The organism is Martelella lutilitoris, assembly GCF_016598595.1.
GTDB classification, from domain to species: Bacteria; Pseudomonadota; Alphaproteobacteria; order Rhizobiales; family Rhizobiaceae; genus Martelella; species Martelella lutilitoris_A.
On sequence record NZ_CP066786.1, the window covers coordinates 4283550 to 4307332 of the forward strand.

Here is a 23783-nt window from a genome sequence, read left to right on the forward strand (position 1 = left end):
CACGCATGAAACGCAAAAACGCGGAGGAGCAACCATGCATATTTCGAAGAAACTTCTTCTTGGCGCGGCAGCGGCCATCGCCATGACGGCGTCCGGCGCGCAGGCGCAGGACAAGGAACTGAACAGCATCGGCATTTCCGTCGGCCTGCTCGGCAACCCGTTCTTCGTCGCCACCATCAAGGGCATCGAGGACCGCGCCCGCGAGATCAACCCCGATGTCGAGATCACCTCGGTCTCGGCCGATTACGACCTCAACAAGCAAGTGAGCCAGATCGATAACTTCATCGCCAAGGGCGTCGACATCATCATGCTGAACGCCGTGGACGACACGGCGATCGCTCCCGCCGTCAACCGCGCCAAGAACGCCGGCATCACGATCGCCGCCTTCGACGTTTCCGCGCCGGGCGCTGACGTGACCGTGATGACGGATAATATCGCCGCCGGCCAGAAGGCCTGCCAGTACATCGTCGACGCGCTTTCCGGCGAAGGCAATGTCGCCATCATCAAGGGCCCGTCCTCCTCCTCGCTCAATGACCGTTTCACCGGCTGCATGGAGGTGTTCGAGGCCAATGACGGCATCAATGTCGTTTCCAACGACCAGAACGGCCTAGCCGCGCGCGAAGGCGGCATGAACGTGATGCAGGGTCTGCTGACCCGTTTCTCCGATCTCGACGCGGTCTTCGGCGCCAATGACCCGATGGCGCTCGGCGCCCAGCTTGCCGCCAAGCAGCTCGGTCGCACCGACATCATCATCACCGGCGTCGACGGCGCTCCGGATACGGAAAAGTCGCTGAAGGACCCGAACTCACTGCTGAAGGCATCCGCGTCCCAGGACCCTTACGTCATGGCCGGCGAGGCGCTTGAGCTTGGTTACAAGTTCTATCAGGGCGAGGATATCGAGGAGACCACGGTTCTGCTCGAGCCGCAGCTGATCACGGCGGACAATGTCGACGAGTATCAGGGCTGGACGGCCGTTCGCGAGTAAGCCCGGACCCGCCCCGCACCCGCATTGAGACCTGAGAGGCGCGGCGGCTATTCCGCCGCGCCTTTTTCGTGCCTGAGTCTCTCCTTCTTGATGCGCGTCAAGGTGGCGATTTCTTCTTTCCGCACACTGGACTTGAGCCGGTTTGCCGGTAAGCTCGCCGCAGGCGGGAGCCGGCGGCAATCGCCGCTGCGGGAGAGGCCATGCAGGACCAGCAAACAGCCAAGACCGACGACAATCGCCGCAAGCCGATTTTTTCCGCGCGCGGCCTGGCGAAGGTCTATACGAGCGGCGAGGTCGAGGTGAAGGCGCTGGCCGGCGTCGACCTCGACCTCTTCGACGGCGAGATGGTGGTGCTGCTCGGCCCTTCGGGCAGCGGCAAGTCGACGCTTCTCAACATTGTCGGCGGGCTCGACCGGGCGAGCTCGGGTACGGTCCGGTTCCGCGACGAGATCATTTCCGATTATACCGAATGGAAACTGACGCGCTATCGCCGCGCCCATGTCGGCTTCGTCTTCCAGTTCTACAACCTGATCCCGAGCCTGACGGCGCGCGAGAATGTGGCGCTGGTCGGGGCGATCTCGAAAAACCCGATGCCGCCCGAAGAGGCGCTGGAAATGGTCGGGCTGAAACAGCGGATGGATCATTTTCCGGCCCAGATGTCGGGCGGCGAGCAGCAGCGCGTCGCCATTGCCCGTGCCATTGCCAAACGGCCGGAGGTTCTCTTCTGCGACGAGCCGACCGGCGCGCTCGATTCGAAAACCGGCATTCTCGTGCTCGAAGTGCTCTGCCGCATCAATGAGGAGCTCGGCGCCACCGTCGCCATCATCACCCACAATGCCGATATCCGCAGGATCGCCCATCGTGTCATCACCTTCCGCGACGGCAAAATCGAGGGCACGGAGATCAACCAGGAGCGCCTGAACCCGGCGGAGATCCAATGGTAGCGATCCTCGACCGCAAGCTTCTGCGCGACGTGCGGCGTCTCTGGGCGCAGCTTCTGGCGGTGGCACTGGTTCTGGCCTGCGGCGTGGCTGTGCTGATCATGGCCGTCGGCGTCTACCGCTCGCTGATCGAGACGCGCGACACGTTTTATGACCGCTATCGCTTCGCCGATGTCTTTGCCACGGTGACCCGCGCGCCCGACCGGCTGGCCGAGGAGATACGGGCGATCGACGGGGTGTTGCGCGCCGATTTCCGTGTGGTCAAGCCCGCCATTCTCGACATTACCGGCATGCAGGCTCCGGCCGCCGCCACCGTGGTCTCGACGCCCGACAGCGGCGAGCCGCTCTTAAACCGCGTCTATATCCGCGCCGGGCGCCTGCCCGACCCGAACCGCGTCGGCGAGGTGGCGGTTTCGGAAAATTTCGCCAAGGCGCACGGCTTTTCGCCCGGAGACCGTTTCGAGGCGCTGATGGACGGCAAGAAGCGCCGTCTCACCATCACCGCCATCGTTCTCTCGCCCGAATATGTCTACGCCATCGGCCCGGGCGACATGGTGCCGGACAATGCCCGCTACGGCATCCTCTATATGCCGGAAACCGTGTTTGACGGCATATTCGACATGGACGGCGCGTTCAACGAGGTGGCGCTGCAACTCGGGCGCAACGCCAATGAGGACGCGGTGATCGAACGTCTTGACCACCTGCTTTCCCCTTATGGCGGCATCGGCGCCTATGGCCGCGACAGGCAGATTTCGAACGCCTTCGTCGACAGCGAACTGACGCAGTTGAAGGCCATGGCGGGGGTTCTGCCGCCAATCTTCCTCGGGGTTGCCGCCTTCCTCGTCAACATGGTGCTGTCGCGGATGATCGCGCTGGAACGCGAGCAGATCGGCCTGTTGAAGGCGCTCGGCTTTTCAAGCCCGGCCATCGCCGCGCACTATATCAAGCTGACGCTGGTGATCGTCATCATCGGCACGGCGATCGGCTTTGCGCTCGGCAGCTGGTGGGGCGTGGCGATGACCAGGCTTTACGTGCGCTTCTACACCTTCCCCTTCCTGGTGTTCGACTGGAGCCCGGACGTCTATCTCCTGGCGGGAGGCGTGGCCGCCGCAGCCGCTTTGGTCGGCGCGGCAAGGGTGATCTATCGCGCGGCCAGCCTGCCGGCCGCCGTTGCTATGCGCCCGCCCGAACCGGTGCGCTACCGGCAGCTTTCGCTCGGATTCCGGCTGCCGCGCCTGCTCTCCGAACTGACGATCATGGCGCTGCGCAATATCACGCGGTTTCCGGTGCGCGCGGCAATGACCGTGGTCGGCATCGCCATGCCGGTGGCGCTTCTGACGGTCGGCATGTCCACCTCCAATTCCATGGATGCGATGATCCGGGCGATCTTCTTCGACACGCAGCGCCAGGACGCAACAGTCAGCTTCACCGATGCACTCGCGCCCGAGGCGCTCATTTCGCTCGGCCGCCTGCCCGGCGTGATGCGCGCGGAAGGGTTTCGGTCCGAACCGGTGATCCTGCGCAACGGCTACCTGGAAAAGCATCTGTCGATCAACAGCGCTGCAGGTTCCGACGATCTCTCCCGTGTGGTGGATCCGGATGCCGTACAGCTTTCCATTCCGCCAGACGGGCTGATGATCAGCGAGCGCGTGGCCGAAACGCTCGGCCTTTCCACCGGCGACATGGCCGAGGTCGAGCTCGTGACGCGAAACCATCGTCTCGTCGACGTGCCGGTCACCTCGGTCGTGCAGAGCTTTCTGGGCCTGGCCGTCTTCATGGACGACGCGGCGCTCGACCATCTGGTCGGCGACGGCCGCCGGATTTCAGGCGCCAATATCGCCGTCGACGAGACCCGGCTTGCCGCTTTCTACGGCGCGGTAAAGGAAACGCCGAAGATTGCCGGCGTGGCGCTCAACCGGCTGTCGCTGGAAAATTTCCGCAAGACCATGCGGGAGAATATCGACATCATGTCGACCATCTATATCGCGCTTGCGGCCGTCATCACCTTCGGCGTCGTCTACAATTCCGCGCGTATTCTTCTGTCCGAGCGCGGCCGTGAGCTGGCAAGCCTCAGGGTGCTCGGGTTCTCCCGCGCGGAGGTCTCGCAGGTGCTGCTGGTGGAAATCGCGGTGTTGATCACGCTCGCCCAGCCGATCGGCTGGTATCTCGGCTATTTCTTCGCCAAGCTGGTGATTTCGGGGTTTTCGAGCGACCTTTTCACCATTCCGTTCGTCGTCGATCTCGACAGCTATGCGCGCGCGTCGCTGGTGGTCGTCATCGCCGGCCTTTTGTCCGCGCTGGTCGTGCGCCGGCGGATCGACCGTTTCGATCTCGTCGAAGTGCTGAAAACGAGGGAGTAACCCAATGGGAAAGTGGATCAGGAGAGGCCTTCTCGCCATCGTGGTGCTCGCCGTGATCAGCGGATTCTATCTCGCCATGCGCGAAAAGCCGCTCCCCGTCGACGTGACGACGATCGCGTCCGGGCCGATGGAAGTTTCCATCCTGCAGGAGGGCAAGACGCGGGTGAAGGAGATCTACACCATCCACACGCCGATTGCCGGGCAGATGCTGCGCACCCGCTTTGACGAGGGCGATGCGGTGGAGGCAGGTAAAAGCGTGGTTGCCCGAATCCTGCCCTCGCAATCCGCCCTTCTCGATCCGCGCACGCGCGACGAATTGCGCGCCGCCCTCGATGCCGCGAAGGTGGCGGTCGCCATCGCCGAGGCCGAACGGGTGAAGGCGTCGGCCAATCTCGAGCAGGCCGACGACCAGCTCCGGCGCTATCGCAATCTCAGCCAGCGCGACACGATTTCCGCGATGGAACTGCAGCAGGCCGTCACCGCCGTGGACGTGGCGAAGGCCCAGCTCAATGCGGCCGAAGCCACGGTCTCGCTGCGCCAGGCGGAGCTGAAAGCGGCGGAGGCTCGGCTTTCCGAGCCGCGCGCGGCGCTTCTGGCAGACGAGGAGGACTGCTGCATCGACCTTACGGCCCCCGCCGACGGCGTCATCCTCGACATCTATGCCCGCAGCGCCCAGCCGGTGGCGATCGGCGCCAAGATCGCCGATATCGGCGACCCGCGTAATCTGGAAGCCGTGGTCGATCTTCTGTCGACGGACGCGGTCCATATCCATGCCGGCACGAAGGCCGAGATCATCGACTGGGGCGGAGAGCCGGTTGCGGCAAACGTCCGACGCGTTGAACCCGCGGCCTATGAGAAGGTCTCCGCGCTCGGCATTTCCGAGCAGCGGGTCGACGCGATCCTCGATTTCGACACCGTGCCCGAAGGCCTCGGCAATGCCTTCCGCATCTATGCCCGTCTGGTAATCTGGAAGGCCGACAATGTTACGCAGGTGCCGATCGCCGCGCTGTTCCGCTCCGGCAATGACTGGCAGGTCTTCAGGGTCGACGGCGACCGGGCCGTGATCACGACCGTCGCGATCGGCCGGATGAACGACGAGACAGCCGAAGTGACCGGCGGGCTTGCCGTCGGCGATCAGGTGGTGCTGCATCCCAGCGACACTTTGTCGGACGGTTCGCCGGTGACGCTGAGGCGCGTGGAAACGCCGTGATGCCACACCTGCATTGCCCCGGCGCATTGCTTGGCCTCTCCGCCTTGATCCCACTGCCATTTCGGCCTAATACTTTCCTTTATCGAATGCCGCATCTTGATGGATTATGAATTTCTGAAGTGTTGACGACCTTTGACATGGATGCGCTGCGCACCGTCGTGGTGGGAACGGACCTCGGCAGCTTTGCCCGGGCGGCGGTGCAGCTCGGCCGCTCGCAATCGGCCGTGAGCATGCATCTGAAAAAGCTGGAGCAACAGACTGGCACCGTGCTTTTCAGGCGCAGCGGCCGCGGCCTCGTGCCGACCGAGGCGGGAGACGCCTTCATCGCCTATGCGCGCAGGATCATCGCCCTGAATGACGAGGCCGCACTTTCGATGGGCGTTGCCGCGACGACGGCCTCCGTCCGCCTCGGCGTGCCGCAGGATTTCTTCGATGACGTGATGCCCGCGACGCTGAGCGCCTTCTCGAACGAGTACGACGCCGTGCATGTCGATATCCGCGCGGGCGAAAACCACAGCCTTGCCGAGGATGTCCGCACCGGTCGCCTTGACGCCGCAATCGCCTTCTTCGGCGCCGGCAGCCCTGCCGAAGGCGAGACGCTGTGCCGCCTGCCGATGCGCTGGCTGTCGACCGCCGATACGCTGGCGACGCTGCGGAGCGAACCGGTCCCGCTGGTGCTTTTCAACCATCCCTGTCTGTTCCGGCAGGCAGCGCTTGCCGCACTGGATAAAAGCCGGACGCGATGGCGCCCCGCCCTGACGACGCCGAGCCTTCCGGCCGTATGGTCGGCGCTGCGATCGGGTCTCGGCATTGCGGTGCGCACCGACCATGCCAGGCCGGAGGATATCGTCAGTGCCGGGAGGGAATGCGGCCTCCCGGAACTGCCGGCAATCGAACTGCGTCTCCTGCGCAGGCCGGATATTGCGCCCGTCGCCGACCGGCTGGCTGATATCCTGCGGCAGGAAACGCTGGAAAGGGTGACGGCCGGAAGCGACAGGCAACAGCCCGATGCGTTGTGCGCGGCGTCTGCGCACGCGAGGCACGCATGACCGCGGAGCGCTTTCCCGACCGCCCGATTGCCGCAACCATTGCCGTTGTCATCCGCGCGGGCAGGGTTTTGCTTGTGCGCCGGGCAAACCCGCCCGATGCCGGGCGCTGGGGCTTTCCCGGCGGCAAGATCGAGCGCGGCGAAACGCTGCATCAGGCGGCCCTGCGGGAGTTGAAGGAGGAGACCGCCATCGACGCGGCGGCGCTCCGCACCTTCACCGCCGTCGATGCCTTCGACTATGCGGGGGACGGCCGCCTGCGCCGCCAGTTTGTCCTGGTCGCGGTGCTGTGCCGGTGGCTTGGAGGCGAGCCGGTTGCCGGCGACGACGCGCTCGAGGCCCGCTGGATCGACCTTGAAACGCTTGCCGACGCCGACGTGGCGCTCAGCATGGACGTCGCCGGCGTGGCGGCGCAGGCGGCCGAGATCCTGGCCGAAGCGCAATCGTGAAAACCGGGCGCCGCCCGGTGCACATCGTTCAACCGGAAAGCCTGTCGATCTCCGTTCGGAACCTGCGGGCAGCCGCCTCGGGATCGGGCTGGCCACAGATTGCCGATACCACGGCCAAGCCCTGTGCGCCGGCGGCGAAAACCTCGGCCACATGCCCGGTCTTCAAGCCGCCGATGGCGACGGCGGGAACCGGGCTCGCTGCAATCTGCGCTTTCAGACCGTCAAAGCCGACGGGCGTCTTATGGTCGGCCTTGGTGGGCGTGGCAAAGACCGGTCCGGCGCCGATATAGTCGACCAGCGCGGGATCGGCTGCGGCGGCAAGCGCCGGGGTTTCCACCGTCAGGCCGAGGATCGCTTGCGGGCCGATCAGCGCCCGCGTCTCGGCCGCGCCCATGTCGCCCTGCCCGATGTGAACGCCATCCGCGCCGATCGCCGCCGCCGCCTCCACATCGTCATTGATGATCAGTGCCGCGCCGCTGCCGGCGAGCGCCGCCTTCAGCGCCCGTCCGGTTTCGATCATGGCCGCCGTGCCGCCGGTCTTGTCGCGAAGCTGCACCGTGCTCACCCCGCCCGCCACGGCGCGGCGCGCGGTCTCGACCATGCCGATCCCGGCGCAAAGGCCGGGATCGAGAACCAGATAGAGCGACAGGTCGAAGGATCGCCGCAGACAGGGAGCGCCTTGAGCCATGTCAGGCCTCGCTTTCCAGCGGCACGTAGAGCGCCCCGCCTTCGCGGAATTTCTCCGCCATCTTCGCCATGCCCTCCTTCTGTGCCTCAGCGCGGATATCGTGGGAAATGCGCATCGAGCAGAATTTCGGGCCGCACATCGAACAGAAATGCGCCACCTTGTGCGCTTCCTTCGGCAGGGTCTCGTCATGCATCGACCGCGCGGTTTCCGGGTCGAGCGACAGGTTGAACTGGTCCTCCCAGCGGAACTCGAAGCGCGCGCGCGACAACGCGTCGTCGCGGATGCGGGCGGCTGGGTGCCCCTTGGCGAGATCGGCGGCATGAGCGGCGATCTTGTAGGCGATGACCCCGGTCTTCACATCGTCGCGGTCGGGCAAACCGAGATGTTCCTTCGGCGTGACATAGCATAGCATCGCCGTGCCGAACCAGCCGATCATTGCCGCGCCGATGCCGGAGGTGATGTGGTCGTAGCCTGGCGCGATATCGGTGGTGAGCGGCCCGAGCGTGTAGAACGGCGCCTCGCCGCAGGCCGCAAGCTGCTTGTCCATATTGGCCTTGATCTTGTGCATCGGCACATGGCCGGGGCCCTCGATCATCACCTGGCAATCCTTCACCCAGGCAATCTGCGTCAACTCGCCCAACGTCTCCAACTCGGCGAACTGCGCCTCGTCATTGGCATCGGCAATAGAGCCGGGCCGCAGACCGTCGCCGAGCGAGAACGACACATCATAGGCGCGGGCAATATCGCAGATCTCGTCGAAATGCTCATAGAGAAAACTCTCGCGATGATGATGCAGGCACCACTTGGCCATGATCGAGCCACCGCGTGAAACGATTCCGGTCACCCGGCCCACCGTCATCGGGATCATGTGCAGCCTGACCCCGGCATGGATGGTGAAGTAATCCACGCCCTGTTCGGCCTGCTCGATCAGCGTGTCGCGGAAGACTTCCCAGCTTAAGTCTTCGGCAATGCCGCCGACCTTTTCCAGCGCCTGATAGAGCGGCACGGTTCCGATCGGAACCGGCGCATTGCGGATGATCCAGTCGCGGATATTGTGGATGTTGCGGCCGGTGGAGAGATCCATCACCGTGTCGGCGCCCCAGCGCGTGGCCCAGACCATCTTTTCCACTTCCTCGGCCATTGACGAGGTGACCGCCGAATTGCCGATATTGGCGTTGATCTTCACCAGAAAGTTCCGCCCGATTGCCATCGGTTCGGCCTCGGGATGGTTGATATTGGCGGGGATGATTGCCCGGCCTTCCGCCACTTCATTTCGTACGAATTCGGGCGTGATGAAATCCGGGATCGTTGCGCCGAAGGCTTCGCCATCGCGCATCAAGGCCTCTTTCGCAGCCCTGCGCCCGAGATTTTCGCGGATGGCGACGAACTCCATTTCGGGCGTCACGATCCCGGCGCGGGCATAGGCCATCTGGGTCACGGCCTTGCCATCCGTCGCCCGCCGCGGCTGATGGCGCACAGGAAATTCCGGCACCAGCCGCTTGCCCTCGGCAAAGCCGTTGTCCTCCGGCTTCACATGGCGGCCGTCATAGGCCTGGGTGTCGCCGCGCGCGGCGATCCAGCCTTCGCGCAGCCGCGGCAGGCCGCCCTCGATGGTAAAGGCGGCATCCGGATCGGTATAGGGGCCGGAACTGTCATAGACGGTGACGGGCGGCTCGCCGGCGCTCGGGTGTACGTCGATCTCGCGCATGGGGATACGGATATCGGGGTGCAGCACGCCCTTGTGCCAGACGCGGCGGGAGGCCGGCAGCGGGCCTGTGGTGACGGTCGGAGATAAATCTTGCATCGGTCGGAGCCTCCATAGCTCTTGGCGTTGGAGACCCAGTTCGACGTTGAATGGAGGAGGCCGCGCATTGCACCTGAGAAGGTCAGCGGGCTTCATCCCGCGCAGCCGATGCACCATCCCTACGCCAGTGTGAACTGGATCAGGTTCATCGGGTCACTGCGCTGCGTAAGCCAGCAGTATCTCAGCCCCTTGTCGGGACCCCCCGGGTGAGCGCTCCGAAATTGCGCCGGTTGCAGACGCTTGTCAACGCCTGCTGCCAACAATAAAACGTATCCGTTTTTCGAATTTTATACTTTAATAAATTTTGTTTTTCGAAACTGATTGGCAGGGTTACCTTTTAGTCCATGTCTGATCAGAACGCACTCACAGCAGGAAGCAAACCGACGGGTTTCATCGGCCTGGGCACCATGGGAACACCCATGGCGCTGAACCTCGTTCATGCTGGTATTCCTCTTTTCGTCTGGAACCGGACGCCGGAACGCTGCCTGCCGCTCGAAAAGGCCGGCGCCGACGCGGCGCTGACGGTGGACGACCTCTTTTCCCGGTGCGAAACAGTGCTCCTGGTGCTTGAGAACGAGGGCGCCACGGACAGCGTTCTCGGACGCGCGACGGACCGCTTCGCCGAACGGGTCGGCGGACATTCCATCGTCTCCATGGGCACCGTTTCGGCGGACTACTCCCGCAAGCTTTCCAAAGAGATCACAGCCGCCGGAGGCCGTTACGTGGAGGCTCCGGTCTCCGGTTCCCGCAAGCCGGCCGAGGCCGGGCAACTCATCGGCATGCTCGCGGGCGCGCCGGAGGATCTCGTCCCCCTGCACACCCTTCTGGCACCGGTCTGCAAACAGGTTTTCGACTGCGGCCCCGTGCCGGCGGCCTTGCAGATGAAACTTGCGGTCAACACCTTCCTGATCACCATGGTGACGGGACTGGCGGAGGCGGGACACTTCGCGGCGCGGCAAGGGCTCGCCATGGACCGGTTCGCAGAAATCCTGAACGCCGGGCCGATGGCCAGCGACGTTTCCAGAACCAAGGTCGACATGCTCCGGCGCCGTGACTTTGCCCGCCAGGCCGGAATTTCCGATGTTCTGAAGAACAGCCGCCTCGTGGTCGACGCGGCAAAGTCTGCAGGCGCCGCTTTTCCGCTGATGGGGGCCTGTGTGGCGCTCTATGCGGAGACGGAGGCCATGGGCAGCAGGGCGGACGACATGATCGCCGTCGTCCGGGCGTTCGAGGCCCGCGCGGAACGTGGCGGCGACGCCTCGCCTATTCCTTGAAATAGTCGCTGTACTTGCGGGCGATGACGGGCAGGTCGCGCAGAACGTCGCGCAGATGCGCGCGCATTTCCATCTCCGCCCGCTCCGGGTTATGGGCGGCAATCGCTTCCACAATGGCAAAGTGTTGCGCCGGTATGCCTTTCGAGGGCTCCTTGCTCAAGGCCAGGAAGCGGACGCGGTCGAGTTGCGCCTTCTGCATTTCGATAACGTTCCAGGCGAAGGGCAGATCCGCGCCTTGCGCCAGCGTCTTGTGAAACAGGTCGTCCAGTTCCATGAAATCGGAAGCGGCCCGCGCCTGCGCGTCACTCTGATGTTCAAGCTGGCGATAAAGCGCGTCGATCTGAGGCTTGGTCATCAGCCGCGCAGCCGCGCGCGCGACATCGGCCTCGATAGCCTCGCGAATGGCCTGAATCTGAACCACCTTCGAAATCGAAATCTGCGGAACGCTGCTGCCGCTCTTGGGACGGATGTCGAGCATGCCCTGCTCGGCAAGCAGGATAAAGGTCTCGCGCACCGGCTGGCGCGAGACCTTTAGCGCTTCGGCTACACCGGCTTCCGAGACCCGGCGGCCGGGCACAAGAAAATTGCGGATGATCGCGTTGCGCAGCTTCCTGTGCACCTGCGGGGCGATCGCCTTGGTGAAATCGACCGGCCCCAGAAAATCGAGACTTGCTTCCGTCATATCCATCTCCGGCCGCGGCACGACAAAAAGTCGCGGCAATTGCCAACCATACCACCTCATGGGCAATAGATACCATACCATATAACGCAAACATGCGGAAAATCGACGCGGTCATTCGTGCTTCTCGGCATTGTGAAGACATTGTGCGCAAAACAAGCCGGGCCTTTCCCGTCCGGAAACACCTGGTTCCGGGGCGGCCCGGTCGTTTGATGCCGCACGTTATCGGGCAATTGCCGCAGCATTTTTGATCGCGACCTATCGTTATAAAAAATAATAAATCAGATAGTTAGACGAATATTCCGCTTCGCCTAGACGCGCATTTTCGCGTTTGCGGCGGCGCGTCAATGCGGGCGTAACCCCATACGCTGCTTGCAGACAGCGCGTCCGTTCGCCGCACACCGCGCAGGCGTGTTGACACATCATAATGGTATGGTAGTTTGCCCTGCCGATTGGCATTGACGCTCTATTCCATTCCGGGAGGTTTGACATGAATTGCCTTACAAGACGCTTCGCTGCGCTGACGCTGACAGCAGCGTCCATCTCGCTTGCGGGCGGTGCCCAGGCGCAGGAAATCACGGTCCAGGCGCTGGATCAGTATCTCCAGCCCGTTATCGACGCCTTCGAGGCGGAAAACCCGGGCACAAAGGTTAATCTTGAAGTGGTCAGCTATCAGTCGATCGCCGAGAGCCTGCCTGTGCAGCTGGCGTCGGGCGGAGGACCCGACATTTCGGTGGTGACGGATCTCGGCGGGTTGTCCAAATATTATCTGGACCTCACGCCCTATGTCGACCAGGCCTATTTCGAGAAGCAATTTGGTATGGTACTTGACTGGATGCGCGGCAAGGACGCCGATCCGAACGGCATCTATGGCCTGCCGGATTCGATTACCGTCACCGGCGGCTTCGTCAACAAGACGCTGTTCGAACAGGCCGGTATCGACCTGCCCGGCGGCGACGCCACATGGGCGGAGTGGGGCGCGGCCGCCCACGCGGTCGCCGAGACGGCCAATACCGACTTTCCTTTCGAGATGGACCGTTCCGGCCACCGCTTCGCGGCAATGGCCATTTCCTATGGCGCCGAACTTGTCGACGACGAGGGCATGCCGGTGATCGACGAAGGGCTGCGCAACGCCATCGCGCAGTTCGTGGAATGGCATCGGGACGGCACCATGCCGCTCGATCTCTGGGGCGCCGTCGGCGGCGCGACCATGCGCGACAACTTCACCGATTTCGTCAATGCGACGGCGGTTCTTTACTACGGCGGCTCCTGGCAGCTTCGCCGTCTGGATGAAGAGGTCGGCGATTTCTTCGACTGGGAAGTGATCGATTCGCCCTGCGGCGCTGCCGCCTGCTCTGCCATGCCCGGCGGCGGTGCGCTGGCCGGCTTCAAGCACACGCACGAGCCCGAACTGGTCGGCAAGTTCCTGAACTTCGCCGCGCGCGACGAAAATCTGCGGACGATGATCTCCTCGGCCGTCAATATTCCGACGGCGCAGTCGATGATCGAATCCGGCATTGAATATCGCGGCGTCTCCGACAAGGTGCAGAGCGCGCTCGACACATTCATCAACCAGATTCCGAAAATGGCGCCGGCGGCCTACCGCTTCCAGGGTTGGCCGTTCCAGCGTGCGATGATGAACTCGCTGACCACGCGCATCAGCCAGGTGATCAACAACGAGATGGACATCGATACGGCGCTCGAACGCATCGACCAGGATGTCCGGCTGGCCATCTCCGCGGCCCGGAACTGACCCCCATCACGGTCCCGAGGCCGCGGCTGCCGTGCGCCGCCGCGGTCCGGTCCGACAAAACCCGAAGGTGACATCGTGACGAGTGGTACGGTCTCAACCATGCTGGGAACAGCGGCTTCGCTGCCGGCCCGCGCAGTCAACCCCTTGTGGAAATGGCTTCAAAAGACGATCGGCGTCAAACGGCTTCCATGGGCCTTTCTGGCGCCGAATATGGCGAGCGTCCTGTTCTTTTCCCTGCTGCCGGTCTTCATCAATATCTATTATTCGGTGACCGGCAGCGACAATCTGTTCCTCGACGAGCGCCCTTTTGTCGGCGGCTCGAACTATGCCACGCTGCTGGCCTGCGAAAATTATCTCGATCCCGCCACCTGCTCGCGCGATCTGTTCTGGCGCGCGCTTGGCAATCTCATCATGTTCGTGCCCCTGCAGGTGATGTTCATGATGGGGGTGGCGCTGATCACCGCAATCGCGCTCAACGGAAAGATCCGGGCGCGCGGCTTCTTCCGCGGCGTCTTCTTCTTCCCCGTCATGCTGTCGCCGGTGGTAGTGGCGCTCACCTGGCAGTGGATATTGCAGCGGAACGGCATCCTGAACGGCATTCTCGGGGTCTTCGGCCTCGAACGCTTCACCTGGCTTGCCGATCCGCACTGGGCGTTTTTCTGGACGATCTTCGTTACCGTGTGGGCGCATTCGGGCTTCTTCATGATCATCCTGCTGGCCGGCCTGCAGTCGATCCCGCAGGACGTCTATGAGGCGGCGAAGATGGACAGGGCGTCGCCCTGGCGGGTCTTCACCCGCATCACCGTTCCCATGCTCAGACCCGTTCTGCTGGTGGTCTTCATTCTCGCCGTCATCCGCTCGGTACAGACCTTCGATGAAATCTACGTGCTGACCGGCGGCGGACCCGGCTCGGCGACCATGCTTCTGGTTCAGTATATCTATGAAACGGGCTTTGCCGCGCAGCCGCGCAATTACGGCCTTGCCGCCGCCGCTTCTCTGCTTCTCGGCGCAGCGCTCCTCGTCTTCACGCTCGTTCAGATGAAGCTTTCGGGAGACAGGAAATGACCATGCAGGCTTCTTCGCAAAACCGTCGCGGTATCATCCCGTTTCTGACGCGCAAACAGGGGGGCATCAAGGCCACCTGGGGTGATTATGTCACCTATGGCTATCTTCTGCTCGGCGTCGTGGTCATGCTGCTGCCCGTGCTCTGGGTGCTGATCTCATCGTTCAAGGCGCCGGCCAACCTGTCCGAATATCCGCCGACAGTTCTGCCGCAGACGATCCAGACGATGCAGGTTGAGGGCTATGACGAACCCTTGCCGCTGTTCGAGGTCACCCAGGAAGACGGGTCGGTCAAGCAGATGGCGCAGATCCGGCGCCTCGGCATCAAGGCCCAGATGGTGGATCCGGAAAACCCGGAAGCCGGTCGGGTGACCGTCGATGTCAATGATGCAGCGCCGGTCCGGCAGTTTCACCTGGCCTTCGAGAACTACCGCGAGCTGCTGGAAACCTCCGGCGGCAATATCTGGCTGAACATCTATAACTCGGCCTTCATCACCGTGGTCGCGACGATCATCACCCTTGTGATGAACTCCATGGCCGCGTTCGCGCTGTCAAAATACAAGTTCACCGGCTCGACTGTGGCGCTTGTCGCCATCATCGCAACGCTGATGGTGCCGCCAACCGTCATTCTCGTTCCGACCTATCTGATCGTCTCCGAACTCGGGCTGGTCAATAACCTCTGGGGGGTCATCCTGCCGACGGTGGCCACGCCGACGGGCGTGTTCCTGCTGCGCCAGTATATGCTCACCATTCCCGACGAACTGCTCGAGGCGGCCCGCATGGACCACGCGTCCGAATGGCAGATCTACTGGCGGATCGTGCTGCCGCTCTCGACGCCGGCGCTGGCCGTTGTGGCCGTGTTCTCGGTGATGAGCCGCTGGAACGACTTCCTGCTTCCCCTGATCGTGCTCAACCGTCCCGAAGTTCACACATTGCAGCTCGCCCTTGCGGGTTTCCAGACCGAAAACGGCATTGTCTGGCACCTGCTGCTGGCAATGACGACCCTGACCGCGCTTCCGCTGGCCTGCGCCTTCCTGTTCCTGCAGCGCTATATCACCGCCGGCATCGCGTCCTCGGGCGTCAAGTAAAAGGCTACCACCGATGGCTAATCTCAAACTCAAGAACCTCAACAAGACCTTCGGCGCCGTCAAGGTCATTCCGAATGTCGATCTCGAGATCGAGGACGGCGAGTTCGTCGTCTTCGTCGGCCCTTCGGGCTGCGGAAAATCGACGCTGCTGCGCATGATCGCCGGCCTCGAAACCGCGACCTCCGGCGACATCCTCATCGATGAGAAAAGCGTCGTGCGCACACCGGCGGCCGATCGTGGCGTTTCCATGGTGTTCCAGTCCTATGCGCTCTATCCGCATATGACGGTACGGCAGAACCTCAGCTTCGGGCTGGAAAACATCGGCATGCCGAAAGCGGAAATCGAACAGCGCATCCAGTCGGCGTCGAAGCTGCTGCAGATCGACGAACTTCTGAACCGGCGGCCCACACAGCTTTCCGGCGGCCAGCGGCAGCGCGTGGCCATCGGCCGCTCGATCGTGCGCGAGCCGAAGATTTTCCTGTTCGACGAACCGCTGTCCAACCTCGACGCCGAGCTGCGCGTCGTCATGCGTTTCGAGATTAATGCGCTCCACGAGCGGCTTGGCAACACCATGATCTACGTGACCCACGACCAGATTGAGGCGATGACCATGGCCGACAAGATCGTGGTTCTGCGCAAGGGCAATATCGAGCAGGTCGGCGCGCCGCTGGAACTCTACAATCACCCGAACAACAAGTTCGTGGCCGGCTTCATCGGCTCGCCTCGGATGAATTTCCTCGATGGCCGTATCGTTCGTGTCGGCGACGGCGAACTCGCCTTCGGCTCTTCGAAGCTCGGCAACATCACCCTCGCGGCCCCGCAATTACCGGTCAGCGAAGGCCAGGATGTCAGTTTCGGTATCCGCCCGGAAGACCTCGAGGTTGTCGGTGACGGCAGCGCCGGCTGGCGGTTCGCTGTCTCCATTGCCGAACAGCACGGCCGCGATACTTACCTTCATGGCAAGCTGGAAGACGGCACGGAGATTTTGCTACACAAGCCCGGCCAGTTTGAAACGCGACGCGGCGACGTGCTCGTCGTTCGGCCGCGGCAGGGCGCATGGCATCTCTTCGACAAAAACGAGCAGGCGATCCGATGACAGACAGCATGATCACCAATCCCATTCTACCCGGGTTCAATCCGGACCCTTCGATCTGTCGCGTCGGCGATGACTACTATATCGCCACCTCGACCTTCGAATGGTATCCCGGCGTGCAGATCCACCATTCGCGCGACCTGGCCAACTGGACGCTGGTCTGCCGGCCGCTGGCGCGCGCCGATCTGCTCGACATGCGCGGCAACCCCGACAGCTGCGGCATCTGGGCACCGTGTCTGACCCATGCCGATGGCCTGTTCTGGCTGATCTACACGGATGTCAAACGGCTTTCCGGCAGCTTCAAGGATGCGCCGAATTACCTGACGACCGCGCCATCGGTCAACGGCCCGTGGTCGGAGCGCATCTATCTGAATTCCAGCGGTTTCGATCCCTCGCTGTTTCACGCACCGGACGGGAAGAAATATCTGGTCAACATGCTGTGGGACCACCGCCAGACCGGGCACGGCGACCAGTTCGCCGGCATTGTTCTGCAGGAATACAGCACCGCCGAGAAAAAACTTGTCGGTCCGGTTCACAACATCTTCAGGGGCACCGACCGGAAACTCACCGAGGCGCCGCATCTCTATTACCGCGACGGCTGGTATTACCTGATGACGGCCGAAGGCGGGACCGGCTACGACCATGCCGTGACGCTGGCACGTTCCCGCAACCTGCTTGGCCCCTATGAGGTGCATCCGAACAAGCATGTGCTGACCACGGCCTTTGCGCCGGAGGCGCCTTTGCAGCGCTGCGGCCATGCCGATATCGTCGAGACGGCGGCAGGCGAGACCTATATGGTTCACCTCTGCTCCCGCCCGATTACCGTCGACAGCGCGGCGGGACGCGCCGAGACACGGCGCGACCTGCCGGGGTCCAATGCCATTGAACGGCGTTCGCCGCTTGGTCGCGAGACGGCGATCCAGAAGGTGGAATGGCGGGACGACGGGTGGCTTTATCTTTCGGAAGGCGGACTGCATCCGACCTCGCTCCACACGCCGCGGCCTCAGGGCATTGTGCCGGCCGCGCCCGTGCAGGAAGCGGTGCGCACGACCTTTGCTCCCGGCCCCCTGCCACCGGCGTTCCAGTGGCTGCGCAGCCCCGAGCCGGAGCGGCTGTTCTCGCTCGACGCCAATCCGGGTCATGTTCGCATTTACGGTCGCCAGTCGCCCGGCACCATGTTCGAGCAGGCGCTTCTCGCACGGCGTCAGACGGCCCATCGCTATCGCGCCGCCACGCTGGTGCACTACGAACCGCGCGACTTCCAGAGTTTTGCCGGACTGATGTGCTGGTACAATCAGTGCCAGTATCATTTCCTCAACATTACCCGCGAAGATGACGGCAGCCGGGCGCTCCGGATCATGTCCGCGCTCGGCGATTTCCCCTTCGGCAAGGCCGTCTTCTCGGGTGACCCCGTGCGGCTGCCCGACGGGCCGGTCGCGCTGCAGGCCACGGTCGATGTGACGGAGCTGCAGTTCAACTGGCGTGTGCCCGATGGCGACTGGCAGGCGGTCGGTCCGGTGCTGGATGCGACCATCCTGTCGGACGAAGCCGGTGTCGGCGAGGGCAACAACTTCACCGGCGCTTTCGTCGGCATGGCCGCCTACGACATCAGCGGCCAGGGCCATGCCGACGATTTTGAATGGTTCGACTACGAACTGCCGGGCTAGGCGCTTCTCCTCCCTGACGCCTACCTGAAAACCGCAGACAGACCCGACTTTGGCGCCCGAGCGCCGAAGACGGGCGAGGTTTGCTCCCTGAAATACGGATGACGCCGAAAGCGGCCCATTGGCGGCGGCCCGCGTCATCCGGTTCCGACGGTAATAATCGATGAACACCCTGCTATCGCACCTGCTCAAACTGGAAGCGGCCAAGACCGGCCAACACTGCTCCGCATCGGCTGTCGACGAAGATGGTTATGATCTCTGGCTGCGCTACCGCCCGCTCGCTGATCCCCGAAGGAGTGCGGTGGAAAATGCCGTCCGTGCCTTCGTTTTCGGGGCTGCAAGCCCGACGATGACGGCAGCCCGGAAAGAACTGGAGCGCGCCTTCTTCGCCATGCTGGTCAAATGCGTTCCGGTTCTCGACGACGGCGAGATCTGCGACGGCGCCGTTGTTGCAGGAACGCCTGAAAACCTGCCCTTGATCGCCGCTCTGGACCTGCCGCTGTCGGATCTTGGCAAGGAAGGCTATTGCGTTTCCAGCCTGACCCATGACGGCAAGCGCGTCACGGCCATCGCCGCCAACACGGATATTGGCGTGCTCTATGGCTGCTTCGCCTTCCTCCGCCACATCCAGACGGGCGGCGATCCGGCAAAGATCGACCTTGCTTCCGCGCCCAAACTCGACCTCAGGCTTCTCAATCACTGGGACAATCTCGACGGCTCGGTCGAGCGCGGCTATGCCGGCTATTCCATCTGGGACTGGTGGACGCTTCCCGATTACGTCAACCGGCGTTACGTCGACTATGCCCGCGCCAACGCGTCTGTCGGCATCAACGGCACGGTGCTGAACAATGTCAATGCGGCGCCGGAGATCCTGAACGACCTCCATCTCCAGAAGGCCGCGAAGCTTGCGGATGTGTTCCGACCTTACGGGCTGAAGGTGTTCCTCTCGGTGAATTTCGCCTCCCCTTCGGCCTTGGGCGAACTGGCGACATCGGACCCCGCCGATCCCGCCGTGCAGCAATGGTGGAAGGACAAGGCGCGCGAAGTCTATCGCCTGGTCCCCGACTTCGGCGGCTTTCTGGTCAAGGCCAATTCGGAAGGCCAGCCCGGTCCCGGCGACTATGGCCGCAACCATGCCGAAGGCGCCAACATGCTGGCGGATGCTCTTGCGCCGCACGGAGGCATCCTGATCTGGCGGGCCTTCGTCTATGCGTCCGACCCCGGCACCGACCGCGCCACGGAAGCCCTGAGCGAATTCAAGCCGCTCGACGGCACCTTCCGTAACAATGTCCTTTTGCAGGTCAAGAACGGGCCGATCGACTTTCAGCCGCGCGAACCGGTCTCGCCCGCCTTCGGGCAGATCACGAAAACGCCGCTGGTCATGGAATTCCAGATCACCAAGGAGTATCTCGGCCAGGCCACGCATCTGGCCTATCTCGGACCGGCCTTCGAGGAGGTTCTGAAGTTCGACACCCGCGCGCGCGGTGCGGGAACAACCGTCAGCAGAATTCTCAAGGGCGAGGTCTTCCCGCAGAAGGTGACGGGGATTGCCGCGGTGGCCAATATCGGGACCGACCGCGACTGGACGGGCGGCACGTTCAATCAGGCCAACTGGTATGTCTATGGCCGGTTGGCATGGGACCCCGATGAACCGGCCGCCGCCATCGCCGAAGACTGGGTGAAGATGACCTTCACCGACGAGCCCGGTTTCGTCCGCACCGTCGTTGACATGATGATGGGCTCTCACGAGACGCTGGTGAACTACATGATGCCTTATGGTCTGCACCATCAGGTGGCAACGGGCCACCATTACGGGCCGGGACCGTGGGTGAGCGAGCTGGATCGGCCGGAGTGGAACCCGACCTATTATAACCGCGCGGATGAAAACGGCATCGGCTTCAACCGCCTGTCCGACGGGAGCAATGCGGTTGCCCAGTACAGCCCCGAGGTGGCGGCCCTGTTTGCCGACCCGCACGGTTTCGACGAGCGTTATCTGCTCTGGTTTCACCATGTCCCGTGGGATTTTCCGCTGACCTGCGGAAAGACGCTCTGGGAAGGCCTTGCGACGCGCTACGACGAGGGCGTGGACGGCGTTTCGCGCATGATGAAATCCTGGGAGAGCCTCCGCCCGCAAGTGGATAGCCAGCGTTTCGAGCAGGTGCGCGCTTTTCTCCAAATCCAGCATCGCGAGGCGAAGTGGTGGCGTGACGCTTGCCTTGCCTATTTCTCCGCCATCGCCCATCGTCCGCTGCCGGAAGGACACGCTGCACCGGCGCATACGCTGGAGCACTATCGCACCATCCACTTCCGCTTTGCGCCGGGGGACCCGGCGTGAGCGATCGACGCATCGGCCCAAAAATCGAAATCGATTTTCGGAAAGCACGATGCGTAGATAAAATAGGATAGAGCGTCCTTTGTGCGTCCGAATGGACGCACGGCGCTCTAGCCCACGAACAGTCGCATTGCGCCGCGCGTGAAACCCATCGGTTTATCCCGGACGCGATCTGCAGGGTCCTGTTTCGCCGGGGCTTTCGGCTTGGCGACGGCAGGCCTGTCGCAGTCGCGATAGGGATATAGCCGATTGTCGGACGTTCAGGGCGATCGCATTTTCGCGCTATCTCGCCGCCGCCGTGCAGGCGCCGTGACGGCGCAGCCTCGCTCTCCGGGCGCGGATCAGAGGACGATGCCGTTGCGGAAGGGATCTTCGGGGTGGAACACCAGTTCGGCCACGGAGATGACATAGGCCTTTCCCGTGATCGACGGGATCACGCCGCCCTTCTGTCCGGCCCTGTAGGAAAGCCGGTAGGTGGAGCCGATAATGCTATCCTGCACGATCTCCTGGCCTTCGCCCGCTTGTCCGGCGGCGGCAAGGCATGCGAGCCGCGCCGAACAGCCGGTCCCGCAGGGGGAGCGGTCATAGGCGTCGTCCGGGCAGAGCACGAAATTGCGGCTATGCGCCGCCTTGTCGCCGGCCGGGCCGTAGAAGATGACATGGTCGACCGGCTCGCCGTTTTCGCCGCCGATCTTACCGGCGTTGAGCGCGGTCCGGGTGGCGACGGCAAGATCCGTCAGCGCGCGGATATTCTCCGGGACCACCGGGATCGGGCTCGGATCGACCAGGAAAAACCAGTTGCCGCCATAGGCGACATCGCCGGTGAGAGCACCGAATTCCGGCACGTCCACAGTGACGCCCGCCGCAACCCGGCGGCTTTCGATATTGGTGACGGTGACCGTGCTTTCATCCTCAACATCGACGGTGACGACGCCGGCGGGCGTTTCGATGCGATGCAGCCCCGTGCCGATCCGGCCCATGTGATAAAGCGTCACGGCAAGGCCGATCGTGCCGTGACCGCACATGCCGAGAACCGCCCCGACGTCGAAATAAATGACGCCGGTGACGCAGGTCGGGTCCACCGGCGGCACCAGCAGCGCGCCCACCATGGCGACTTGGCCGCGCGGCTCCAGCACCACGGCCCGGTAGTCGTCGTAATAGCGCGTCGCAAGCAGCGCGGCGCGTTCGGAAAGCGGGCCGGAACCAAGATCGGGAAAGCCGTCGAGGATGACCCGCGTCGGCTCGCCAGCGGTGTGGCTGTCAATCACATGCATTCGCTGCTCCCTGGCAAGGCCCGCTCAGCCGGTTTCAGGCCACCCAGCTGGCGTACCAGGTCTTGAACTGCTTGTACTGATCTTCGACGAAGGCCTGCTGCGGCGCGGTCAACGCATCGGTCTCGTTGAAGTGCAGACTATATTCTTCGTCGCCGTTCAGCACCATCAGATATTTGTAGAACAGCACGAGATCAACGCCCTCGTCGAATTTCGACAGCACCATCAGGGCTTCCTCGAGTTCGCGCGCCTTGACGCGGGCCTCGCTGTCGCCCTCGGCGGCGGCCCTGCAGAGCGAAATGAGGTGCAGGACCTCCTTCGGCAGCGCATTGCCGATGCCGGTAATTGCGCCGGTCGCCCCACATTTGACGAAGCCGTGAAAAACCTGGGTATCGACGCCGACCATCAGCGTCAGTTCGGGGTCGCCGGAGGTGATGTGCTCGGCAGCGTAGGACAGGGAGGCCGCGCCGCCGAACTCCTTGAAGCCGATCAGGTTGGGATAGTCGGCACGCAAGGCGAAGAACAGGTCCGCGCGGGTTTCAAAGCCGTAATGGGGGCTGTTGTAGATGACGGCGGGCAGGCCGTTGGCGGCCGCGAGAATCGCCGAGAAATGCGCCTTCTGCGCCGAAGCCGAAGAACCGCGCGAGAGAACCCGCGGAATGACCATCAGGCCGGCGGCGCCGACGCGGGCGGCATGCGTCGCGAGCGCCACCGCGGATTTCGTATTGACCGCACCGGTTCCGACAATGACCGGTACGCCCGCCTCGACCAGCGCCTCGACGCCCTGCATCCGCTCTTCGTCGGTCAGGAGCGGCCAGTCGCCCATCGACCCGCAATAGACGACGGCCGACATGCCGGCATCGACAAGCGCCCGACCCTTGCGCGCCAATGCCGCGAAATCCGGGGTGCGGTCAGCCTTGCAGGGGGTCATCAGCGCCGGAATGCAGCCGGTGAAGATCGTATCGCGCATCTGGGGTCCTTTCATATGCACAAGGGATCGGGGTCGGCGGCGCGCGGCCGCTGGCGTCGAGGCCCAGCCCCGTTACCATGCCAGTACCATCGATGATTCAATTTGTCGACAAATAAAATACTCAAGTGCCGAGCTTGATCGCAAAACGCCCGGCGTCGCTCAAAGTGAAATCGAGGAGACGCTGCGGGAATCCGCCGAGATATAGGCCCGGATCTGGCGCACGATCTGGTCGGCGTGCTGCACGGCAAGCCGGTCGGATTCGGCCTCGTCCCGTGCGATCATCGCGCTGACGATGTGTTCGTGCTCGGCCACATACTGGCGCGGCAGATCGTCGTCATAGGAGCGATAATAAAGGCGCAGGATGCGCCGCCCGTCATCCAGCAGGCGCCGGAACAGATCGGTATAGTATTTGTTGCGGCCGGCCTCGGCGATGGCGATATGGAAATCGCGGTTGGTCGCGATCATGCCCAGCACATCCCGGGCCTCGACGGCCTCTGCAAAGCGGCGCTGATGCAAGCGGATCCCGGCAAGATCGGCCTCGTTGTAGTGGACTGCCGCAAGCCGCGCGGTCACCCGGTACATCAGCGTCAACGCATCGAAAAACGCGCCCAGCTGCACGAAATCGATGTTGGAGACGATTGTCGTGCGGTTGGTCAGCGCCGTGATCAGTCCTTCCGCCGCGAGCCGCACGAGCGCCTCGCGGATCGGCGTGCGCGACATCGCGAACCGGTCCGACAACTCGGTCTCGTCGATCGGACTCCCCGGCGCGAGCTTGAGTTCGATGATCTCGTTGCGCAGCGTCTCATAGACATGCGCCACGCCGCCGCCGCGCCTGACGTGCTGGCTCGGGAGCACGTTCTTTTCCGCCGATATCTTGACCATCATGCCCGCCTCTCCTGGATTTTTCTGGCAACATGCAACACTCCTTGCACACAATCCATGGCAAGTCTCAAATTTTTTTTGTCGACAAATTGAATTTTTGACGATAGCGTGACGGCCTGTTCACCCATGAGAGCAACCCGGAACGGACGCAGCGCCACCATGAAACCCGCCCGCACGAACGCCCCACCGTCTTGCGCCGAAGCGTCGGGCGGCAGGTTCACGGCGGCGCGCC

The 23783-nt window shown here is 63.2% G+C and carries 20 protein-coding genes and 1 riboswitch; of the genes, 13 read left to right on the forward strand and 7 right to left on the reverse strand.

Annotated elements, in window-relative coordinates:
• Positions 1–34: 34 nt before the first annotated feature.
• The 6 genes from JET14_RS20235 to JET14_RS20260 all read left to right on the forward strand — a co-directional run bounded on the left by JET14_RS20235 (position 35) and on the right by JET14_RS20260 (position 6991).
• On the forward strand, positions 35–985 hold the full coding sequence (locus tag JET14_RS20235; RefSeq protein ID WP_200336013.1) for an ABC transporter substrate-binding protein: 951 nt from the start codon (positions 35–37) through the stop codon (positions 983–985).
• 200 nt (positions 986–1185) lie between these two features.
• A complete protein-coding gene (locus tag JET14_RS20240; RefSeq protein WP_200336014.1) occupies positions 1186–1929 on the forward strand; it encodes an ABC transporter ATP-binding protein in 744 nt (247 codons plus the stop codon).
• Positions 1923–4286, forward strand: a complete 2364-nt coding sequence (locus tag JET14_RS20245; RefSeq protein ID WP_200336015.1) for an ABC transporter permease — start codon at positions 1923–1925, stop codon at positions 4284–4286. The genes JET14_RS20240 and JET14_RS20245 overlap by 7 nt, the downstream gene beginning before the upstream one ends.
• Positions 4287–4290: 4 nt before the next feature.
• A complete protein-coding gene (locus JET14_RS20250) occupies positions 4291–5496 on the forward strand; it encodes an efflux RND transporter periplasmic adaptor subunit (protein ID WP_200336016.1) in 1206 nt (401 codons plus the stop codon).
• A gap of 119 nt (positions 5497–5615) precedes the next feature.
• Positions 5616–6545: a LysR substrate-binding domain-containing protein gene (locus tag JET14_RS20255; RefSeq protein WP_200336017.1), complete on the forward strand. Its 930-nt coding sequence runs from the start codon at positions 5616–5618 to the stop codon at positions 6543–6545.
• The gene (locus JET14_RS20260) at positions 6542–6991 is read left to right on the forward strand and encodes an NUDIX hydrolase (protein WP_200336018.1); all 450 of its coding nucleotides are present in this window, start codon (positions 6542–6544) and stop codon (positions 6989–6991) included. Before JET14_RS20255 ends, JET14_RS20260 begins: the two co-directional genes overlap by 4 nt.
• Positions 6992–7019: 28 nt before the next feature.
• Here the strand turns inward: JET14_RS20260 and thiE are convergent, their stop codons facing one another.
• Both thiE and thiC read right to left on the reverse strand, forming a co-directional pair.
• Positions 7020–7679 carry a thiamine phosphate synthase gene (thiE, locus tag JET14_RS20265; protein ID WP_200336019.1) on the reverse strand — a complete coding sequence of 220 codons (660 nt, stop codon included), beginning with the start codon at positions 7677–7679 and terminating at the stop codon, positions 7020–7022.
• Between the two features lies 1 nt (position 7680).
• Positions 7681–9483, reverse strand: coding sequence for a phosphomethylpyrimidine synthase ThiC (gene thiC / locus JET14_RS20270; RefSeq protein ID WP_200336020.1), 1803 nt, complete (start codon positions 9481–9483; stop codon positions 7681–7683).
• 98 nt (positions 9484–9581) lie between these two features.
• Positions 9582–9698: riboswitch (TPP riboswitch) on the reverse strand.
• Positions 9699–9902: 204 nt separating this feature from the next.
• On the opposite strand from thiC, the gene JET14_RS20275 reads away from it, so the two are divergent.
• Positions 9903–10757: an NAD(P)-dependent oxidoreductase gene (locus JET14_RS20275; RefSeq protein ID WP_246750412.1), complete on the forward strand. Its 855-nt coding sequence runs from the start codon at positions 9903–9905 to the stop codon at positions 10755–10757.
• Here the strand turns inward: JET14_RS20275 and JET14_RS20280 are convergent.
• On the reverse strand, positions 10747–11439 hold the full coding sequence (locus JET14_RS20280; RefSeq protein WP_200336024.1) for a GntR family transcriptional regulator: 693 nt from the start codon (positions 11437–11439) through the stop codon (positions 10747–10749). The genes JET14_RS20275 and JET14_RS20280 overlap by 11 nt on opposite strands.
• Positions 11440–11926: 487 nt before the next feature.
• Between JET14_RS20280 and JET14_RS20285 the strand changes: the two genes are divergently transcribed.
• The 6 genes from JET14_RS20285 (at position 11927) to JET14_RS20310 (ending at position 20431) form a co-directional block, all read left to right on the forward strand.
• The gene (locus JET14_RS20285) at positions 11927–13189 is read left to right on the forward strand and encodes an ABC transporter substrate-binding protein (RefSeq protein ID WP_200336026.1); all 1263 of its coding nucleotides are present in this window, start codon (positions 11927–11929) and stop codon (positions 13187–13189) included.
• 99 nt (positions 13190–13288) lie between these two features.
• Positions 13289–14254, forward strand: a complete 966-nt coding sequence (locus JET14_RS20290; RefSeq protein ID WP_200338189.1) for a carbohydrate ABC transporter permease — start codon at positions 13289–13291, stop codon at positions 14252–14254.
• On the forward strand, positions 14251–15339 hold the full coding sequence (locus JET14_RS20295; protein ID WP_246750413.1) for a carbohydrate ABC transporter permease: 1089 nt from the start codon (positions 14251–14253) through the stop codon (positions 15337–15339). Before JET14_RS20290 ends, JET14_RS20295 begins: the two co-directional genes overlap by 4 nt.
• Before the next feature lie 13 nt (positions 15340–15352).
• Positions 15353–16435, forward strand: a complete 1083-nt coding sequence (locus tag JET14_RS20300) for an ABC transporter ATP-binding protein (RefSeq protein ID WP_200336028.1) — start codon at positions 15353–15355, stop codon at positions 16433–16435.
• Positions 16432–18099 (forward strand): glycoside hydrolase family 43 protein, encoded by a 1668-nt coding sequence (locus JET14_RS20305; RefSeq protein WP_200336030.1) that lies wholly within the window; start codon positions 16432–16434, stop codon positions 18097–18099. The genes JET14_RS20300 and JET14_RS20305 overlap by 4 nt, the downstream gene beginning before the upstream one ends.
• A gap of 160 nt (positions 18100–18259) precedes the next feature.
• Positions 18260–20431, forward strand: coding sequence for an alpha-glucuronidase family glycosyl hydrolase (locus tag JET14_RS20310; RefSeq protein ID WP_200336032.1), 2172 nt, complete (start codon positions 18260–18262; stop codon positions 20429–20431).
• 338 nt (positions 20432–20769) lie between these two features.
• On the opposite strand, the gene JET14_RS20315 is transcribed toward JET14_RS20310, so the two are convergent.
• The 4 genes from JET14_RS20315 to JET14_RS20330 all read right to left on the reverse strand — a co-directional run bounded on the left by JET14_RS20315 (position 20770) and on the right by JET14_RS20330 (position 23772).
• Positions 20770–21702, reverse strand: a complete 933-nt coding sequence (locus tag JET14_RS20315) for a proline racemase family protein (protein ID WP_200336040.1) — start codon at positions 21700–21702, stop codon at positions 20770–20772.
• A 34-nt stretch (positions 21703–21736) separates the two neighbouring features.
• On the reverse strand, positions 21737–22669 hold the full coding sequence (locus tag JET14_RS20320; protein ID WP_200336042.1) for a dihydrodipicolinate synthase family protein: 933 nt from the start codon (positions 22667–22669) through the stop codon (positions 21737–21739).
• A gap of 159 nt (positions 22670–22828) precedes the next feature.
• On the reverse strand, positions 22829–23554 hold the full coding sequence (locus JET14_RS20325; protein ID WP_024707638.1) for a GntR family transcriptional regulator: 726 nt from the start codon (positions 23552–23554) through the stop codon (positions 22829–22831).
• On the reverse strand, positions 23551–23772 hold the full coding sequence (locus JET14_RS20330; protein WP_200336044.1) for a hypothetical protein: 222 nt from the start codon (positions 23770–23772) through the stop codon (positions 23551–23553). Before JET14_RS20330 ends, JET14_RS20325 begins: the two co-directional genes overlap by 4 nt.
• Positions 23773–23783: the final 11 nt, after the last annotated feature.

Coding starts and splice junctions, on each gene's coding strand:
- JET14_RS20275 (WP_246750412.1), top strand. CDS start 9,903: ATGGCGCTGAACCTCGTTCATGCTGGTATTCCTCTTTTCGTCTGGAAC.
- JET14_RS20310 (WP_200336032.1), top strand. CDS start 18,260: ATGAACACCCTGCTATCGCACCTGCTCAAACTGGAAGCGGCCAAGACC.
- JET14_RS20245 (WP_200336015.1), top strand. CDS start 1,923: ATGGTAGCGATCCTCGACCGCAAGCTTCTGCGCGACGTGCGGCGTCTC.
- JET14_RS20295 (WP_246750413.1), top strand. CDS start 14,251: ATGACCATGCAGGCTTCTTCGCAAAACCGTCGCGGTATCATCCCGTTT.
- JET14_RS20315 (WP_200336040.1), bottom strand. CDS start 21,702: ATGCATGTGATTGACAGCCACACCGCTGGCGAGCCGACGCGGGTCATC.
- JET14_RS20290 (WP_200338189.1), top strand. CDS start 13,289: ATGCTGGGAACAGCGGCTTCGCTGCCGGCCCGCGCAGTCAACCCCTTG.
- JET14_RS20260 (WP_200336018.1), top strand. CDS start 6,542: ATGACCGCGGAGCGCTTTCCCGACCGCCCGATTGCCGCAACCATTGCC.
- JET14_RS20285 (WP_200336026.1), top strand. CDS start 11,927: ATGAATTGCCTTACAAGACGCTTCGCTGCGCTGACGCTGACAGCAGCG.
- JET14_RS20280 (WP_200336024.1), bottom strand. CDS start 11,439: ATGACGGAAGCAAGTCTCGATTTTCTGGGGCCGGTCGATTTCACCAAG.
- JET14_RS20325 (WP_024707638.1), bottom strand. CDS start 23,554: ATGATGGTCAAGATATCGGCGGAAAAGAACGTGCTCCCGAGCCAGCAC.
- thiE (WP_200336019.1), bottom strand. CDS start 7,679: ATGGCTCAAGGCGCTCCCTGTCTGCGGCGATCCTTCGACCTGTCGCTC.
- JET14_RS20320 (WP_200336042.1), bottom strand. CDS start 22,669: ATGCGCGATACGATCTTCACCGGCTGCATTCCGGCGCTGATGACCCCC.
- JET14_RS20250 (WP_200336016.1), top strand. CDS start 4,291: ATGGGAAAGTGGATCAGGAGAGGCCTTCTCGCCATCGTGGTGCTCGCC.
- JET14_RS20305 (WP_200336030.1), top strand. CDS start 16,432: ATGACAGACAGCATGATCACCAATCCCATTCTACCCGGGTTCAATCCG.
- JET14_RS20235 (WP_200336013.1), top strand. CDS start 35: ATGCATATTTCGAAGAAACTTCTTCTTGGCGCGGCAGCGGCCATCGCC.
- JET14_RS20240 (WP_200336014.1), top strand. CDS start 1,186: ATGCAGGACCAGCAAACAGCCAAGACCGACGACAATCGCCGCAAGCCG.
- JET14_RS20300 (WP_200336028.1), top strand. CDS start 15,353: ATGGCTAATCTCAAACTCAAGAACCTCAACAAGACCTTCGGCGCCGTC.
- thiC (WP_200336020.1), bottom strand. CDS start 9,483: ATGCAAGATTTATCTCCGACCGTCACCACAGGCCCGCTGCCGGCCTCC.